The 5,714-nt window shown below is 44.5% G+C and carries 3 protein-coding genes; all 3 read left to right on the forward strand.

The window, feature by feature from the left end; genetic code table 11:
• Window positions 1-381 precede the first annotated feature (381 nt).
• The 3 genes from tpx to BU200_RS09835 all read left to right on the forward strand — a co-directional run bounded on the left by tpx (window position 382) and on the right by BU200_RS09835 (window position 5,295).
• The gene (gene tpx / locus BU200_RS09825; RefSeq protein ID WP_075099969.1) at window positions 382-873 is read left to right on the forward strand and encodes a thiol peroxidase; all 492 of its coding nucleotides are present in this window, start codon (window positions 382-384) and stop codon (window positions 871-873) included.
• A 348-nt stretch (window positions 874-1,221) separates the two neighbouring features.
• Window positions 1,222-1,923 (forward strand): ABC transporter ATP-binding protein, encoded by a 702-nt coding sequence (locus tag BU200_RS09830; protein ID WP_075099970.1) that lies wholly within the window; start codon window positions 1,222-1,224, stop codon window positions 1,921-1,923.
• A 9-nt stretch (window positions 1,924-1,932) separates the two neighbouring features.
• Window positions 1,933-5,295, forward strand: a complete 3,363-nt coding sequence (locus BU200_RS09835; protein ID WP_075099971.1) for an ABC transporter permease — start codon at window positions 1,933-1,935, stop codon at window positions 5,293-5,295.
• Window positions 5,296-5,714 lie beyond the last annotated feature (419 nt).

Below are 5,714 nucleotides of genomic sequence, written 5' to 3' on the forward strand. Positions count from 1 at the left end.
ATGGAAAGATTTGGTTTTAGCTGTTTGGAGGGCTTTTGATAGAAGAGCAGTGTCTGCTGGGCTTAATTTAAAATCTGTTGGTTTCATATTTCTATTATATCACGTATCATTATTTTTTATTGAGTATTAGGAAGTTTTTAGAGGTCTCCATTGACTGCCTTTCGTCCCTCTTTCTCTATCCTTGCTTCCTAGTTTCTGGGTGTAGCTACTAGAATTGATTGAATCGAAAAGCTTTTATAAATATGGTTTGTAGCGAATAATGAAAAATGGAACTTCCTGAATTTAAGTGATAGAGCTCCTTATCAGAAAATTCTAATCAAAACATTAGCATTTTTGAGGTAAAATGCTTACAATAGAGGTATTAGAAAAAAGGAGCCTACTATGACAACATTTATCGGAAAACCAGTTACGCTTGTCGGACCTCAACTATGTGTAGGAGATCAAGCCCCGGATTTTGTCTTGATGGCCAATGATTTGACCTCGAAAAGCCTCAATGATTTTGGTAAGAAACGCAAGGTGATTAGTGTCGTTCCCTCTATTGATACAGGGATTTGTGATACCCAAACCCGCCGTTTCAATCAAGAGTTAGCAGATACAGACAATATGGTTGTCATCACTGTTTCAGCAGATTTACCTTTTGCACAGGCTCGTTGGTGCGGTGCGGCAGGGCTTGACGGGGCAGTGACCCTATCAGACTACTATGACCATGCCTTTGGAAAATCCTATGGCCTCTTGATGCGGGAGTGGAATTTATTGGCGCGTGCTGTCTTTGTCCTTGATGAGAACAACCAAATTGTCTATGTTGAATATCTGGACAATGTCAATGCCCACCCAGATTATGAAGCAGCCCTAGAAGCCGCAAAAAAACATTAAAAATCGAAAAACGAGTAAGGAACAGAACCTGCTCGTTTTTCCATTGAAAACGAAAACATGGTATAATATAAGATACGAGGACGTTAAAAGCACACAGTGAAAATAGGAAATACGACGCAGAAGCAACTGCTTCTAGGAGTATTTATCTTTTTCACCCAGTGCTTAGTCCGACTTCAGTTAAACAAGATACGAGAGCGTAAAAAAACGAACGAAAAATAGGATACTGACGTAGTGTTTGATGAAGGCAAGGAAGCCTACACCTAAAGGTAGTTACACCTGTAATCAGCTAAAGCTGTCAACCATGGTCAGTGGAAAAAATTATGATAAAAAAGGAAGAAGGAGGTAGGCATGGCTTATATCGAAGTCAAGAATAGTTCAAAATCCTATGTTATGGGCAACAATCGTATCGTAGCAAACAAGGATATTGCTTTTGAGATTGAAAAGGGAGAATTGGTCATTATTCTGGGTTCTTCTGGTGCAGGAAAATCAACCTTGCTCAATATCTTGGGAGGCATGGATACCAATGATGAGGGCGTGGTTCAAATTGATGGGATAGATATTGCCCAGTTCACTGGCAAGCAGCTGACCAAGTATCGCCGTGAGGATGTGGGCTTTGTCTTTCAATTTTATAATCTGGTCGCAAATCTGACCGCTAAAGAAAATGTGGAATTGGCTTCAGAAATTGTGCAGTATGCGATGGATCCAATCGAAGTGTTGGAAAAAGTTGGACTGGGACACCGCGTGGATAATTTTCCAGCCCAACTATCGGGAGGTGAGCAGCAGCGGGTAGCGATTGCGCGTGCGGTTGCTAAACGTCCTAAGATGCTCTTGTGTGATGAGCCGACAGGTGCCCTTGATTACCAGACAGGCAAGCAAGTCTTACAGATTTTGCAAGATATGTCCAAAAAAGAAGGAGCAACCGTTGTAATCGTCACCCATAATGCAGCCCTTGCTCCGATCGCAGATAGGGTGATTCAGATGCGGGATGCCCGCGTACATTCGATTCGGGTCAACCCCCATCCACAGGATATAATGAGCTTAGAATACTAGGAAAAGAAGATGAAAAAAAGGATGTATTGGAAAACGATAGGGCAGTCTTTGCTGTCATCAAAGGGCCGTTTTTTCTCCATTTTTAATCTGATGCTGATTGGTTCTATGGCATTTATCGGCTTGAAAGTTGCAGCCCCCAATATGGAAAAGACAGCGCAGGCCTATATTGAACAAGGACAAATGATGGATTTGGCTGTCATGTCAGATCTGGGTATCAGTCGGGCAGATAAGGCAGAGTTAGATGGAATCGGAGGAGCCCAGATTGAATATGCTTATTTTAAGGATGTGACTTTTGGGACAGGCAAAGAAGCTCTCCGTCTGTTTTCGATTCCCAAGAAAATTTCCCGCTATCGCCTAAGGGCGGGTAAAGCTCCCTCATCTGCTAACGAAATTCTGCTCTCAACCAACCTTGATGGAAGCTATCAGATAGGTGACAAGATCACGATCAAAGAGGGGAATAAGCAGGCATCTGTGTTAAAAGAGACGGTTTTTACAGTGACAGGTTTTGCAGATTCGTCTGAAATCTGGGGAAAAATCAATCTAGGTCCCGCCAGCACAGGAACTGGTCAGCTAGCTGCCTATGCTTTTGTACCCGAAACTGCTTTTGATTCAGAAGTCTACATGATGGCTCGGATTCGCTATGATGATGTCGCAAAGATTTCCTACTATCAGCCAGCCTATAAGCAAAAAATAATCGCTTACCAAGACCAAGTCAATCAGCTTTTAGCAGACAATGGCAAGAAACGGCTAGAGAGTATCCGCAAAGAAGGCAAGAGCAAGATAGAAGATGCCGAGCGAAAGATTACGGCTTCCCAAGACCAACTGGCAGCAGCAGAGAAGCAGTTGGTCACAAATGAAGCGGACTTGGAAACAGCCAAGGAGCAGTTGAAGCAAGGACAAGCCGAATTAGAACGCCGAGCCAGTAGATTAGAGATGATTGCAGGTGACTTGGCGAGCGCCCAAGAACAGCTAGATAGCAGTCATAGTCAATTGCAGGCAGCCAAAACAGAACTGGACACCCATCGTGCTAGTTTAGATAAGAGCAGACAGGAATTGGAACAGGCAGAAGCGGGGCTTGTCTCTACCAACTCCAATTTAAAATTGAAAGAGCAAGAATTGCAACAACTGGCTGCCAGAATGGAGCGAGCAAGAAGTGATTTTGAAGCGACAACTCAGGCTATTCAGGATCAGATTGCAGTTGCGGTATCAATGGGAGAAAATCCAGGTGCTATCCCAGAGCTAGTAGAGCTTCAGCTACGTTTAAAGCAATTGGAATCAGACTTCGGCACGATGCAGCAGACCTATCAAACAGAAGAAGCTACCTATGAAATAGGTAAAACCCAGTACCAGCAGCAAGAAGCGACATATAGCAGGGCTAAGGAACAGTATGAATATGGAGAAGCCCAGTACCAAACGGCTCTGGGGAGCTATCAAGAGGGTGTTGCCGCCTATGAGCTTGGTCTTGCTGAATACGAAGCGGGTCGTCTTGCTTATGAAAATGGACAAGCACAGCTGGAAGATGCCCGTCTTAGTTTGGCAGGCAAGCAAGCCGAACTAAATCGAGGACAAACAGAGCTTCAAACAGCTAGGCAGACCTTTGAAAGTAAGCGAGCCACAGCTGAACAAGAAATTAGGACTGCGCGTAAAGAGCTGCAAGTAGCTCAGGCAGATCTGGCTCGATTGAATACGCCAGAATACAAAAGCTACACTAGGGATAGTTTGCCCGGGGGTAGTGGCTATGCCAATTATGACAGTAGCACCAAGAGTATCTCGGCAGTCGGCAATATCTTCCCGGCGGTTCTCTATGTAGTTGCAGCCCTCGTAACCTCTATGACCATGACCCGTTTTGTTGATGAGGAGCGCTCCAATGTGGGGATTTTAAGAGCTCTTGGCTATACGAATGGACAGGTGTTGATTAAATTTATCCTCTATGGTCTGGCATCTGGTTTACTGGGGACAATTGTTGGCATAGTCTTGGGGAATTTTCTTCTTGCGCCGATGATCAGTCAGATTATCACAGATACAACGATTATCGGTCAGAGCCAGTTGTACATCTATCCTTTCTGGATTCTTCTTGCCCTCCTCTTTTCTCTCCTTTCCTCTGTTTTACCAGCCTATTTGGTAGCAAGCAGGGAATTAAGAGAAAAACCAGCCCAACTGTTGCAAGCAAAGCCACCTGTGTCAGGGGCAAAGATTTTCTTGGAATCTCTCCCTTTTATTTGGCGACGCTTGCGTTTCAGCCAAAAGGTGACTGCGCGTAATATTCTACGTTATAAAAAGAGGATGCTGATGACCATTGTAGGTGTAGCGGGTTCAGTTGCCCTCCTGTTTGCAGGTCTGGGGATTCGCTCTTCCATTTCACAGGTCATTGACCAGCAATTTGGTCAGATTCTTCATTATCAGATGGTCGTAGTTGAGCAAGGTCGCGCCAGCAAGGAAGAAAAAGCCGAGGTGGAAAAGGCGCTCCATTCAAGGGAAATCAAAGCTAGCCTACCTGTTGCTTATTATGGCTTGACAGAGAGTGTCAAAGGGCAGGAAGAAGCGCTTGCTATCAGCCTTTTTGTCAGTCAGGAAAAGGATCTGTCCTCATTTGTCAGCTTGCGCAATCCTATAACGAGGCAAGCACTTTTGCTTCCAGAAAAAGGCGCTATTGTTTCTGAAAAATTGGCACAGCTTTATCAGGTTGAGGTCGGAGATAAGATGACCATTAAGATCAATCAAGAACCCGTCACGATCCAAGTAGCGGGCATTGCAGAGATGTATGCGGGACATTTTATCTATCTGTCCACAACAGCTTACCAAGAAGCGACAGGCAAGTCTCATCAGCCGAACGCCAGTCTCGTAGTCTTGGGAAATAACCAGACAAAAGTGCTGGAAAGGGTTGCGACAGACTTTCTTGCCATGAAAGGAGTGCTTGCGGTTGTGCAAAATACCTCCTTGATTACCCTGCTGGAAACGATCGTCCAGTCGCTCCAGTCCGTCATGATTATTTTGATTGTCCTGTCCGTCTTACTGGGGATTGTGATTCTCTACAACTTGACCAATATCAACATGGCGGAGCGGGTTCGGGAACTATCGACGATCAAAGTGCTAGGTTTTTATGATCGGGAAGTGACTTTCTATCTCTATAAAGAAACCACGGTGTTATCCCTCTTTGGGATTATCCTAGGCTTGGTGGCAGGCTTTGTTCTCCACCGTTTGCTACTCACCGTCATTGCCTCTCCCGCGATCCTCTTTGCTCCAAGAGTATCCCTTACTGTCTATCTGGTACCAATCGGTGCAGTCTTAGGCATCTTAGCTCTCCTAGGCTGCTATGTTCACTATCATTTACAGCAGCTGGACATGCTAGAAGCTCTCAAAGCGGGCGAATAATAAAGGTTAGAGAAAGCGGCTTATTTGTTGGGACTGGTTAATATAGCCATTCCACTGTTAAACAGCATGACAAATGTCCGCTATTGCTTTGATTAAGGATATAGTCATTTAGTTTATATTTTTATTACTTCGTTAACTCGTCTTGTATAATTGAACTCGGGCTACGAGCTGTGCAAAAAAGAGCGATACCTGTTTCAGTTTTAGCTGATGATGGTTCTTTAGGAAATAGGCTGAAAACCTCCACTGGAGCTTTTCACTCGTCAAAACTCCTATTTTTGCTTTGCTCGCTCCCACAGTCTAGGAATAGACTGTGGGAGGTGGGAGATAAAACGAGCAGTGCTCGTGTCAAACAGTCTAGGAATAGACTGTGGGAGGTGGGAGATAAAACGAGCAGTGCTCGTGTCAAACAGTCTAGGAAT

The sequence above is a fragment of the Streptococcus acidominimus genome, from assembly GCF_001921825.1.
Taxonomy (GTDB): domain Bacteria; phylum Bacillota; class Bacilli; order Lactobacillales; family Streptococcaceae; genus Streptococcus; species Streptococcus acidominimus.

What these genes read in the sequence shown, in the direction of transcription:
- tpx (WP_075099969.1), top strand. Translation starts at nt 382, where the DNA reads ATGACAACATTTATCGGAAAACCAGTTACGCTTGTCGGACCTCAACTA.
- BU200_RS09830 (WP_075099970.1), top strand. Translation starts at nt 1,222, where the DNA reads ATGGCTTATATCGAAGTCAAGAATAGTTCAAAATCCTATGTTATGGGC.
- BU200_RS09835 (WP_075099971.1), top strand. Translation starts at nt 1,933, where the DNA reads ATGAAAAAAAGGATGTATTGGAAAACGATAGGGCAGTCTTTGCTGTCA.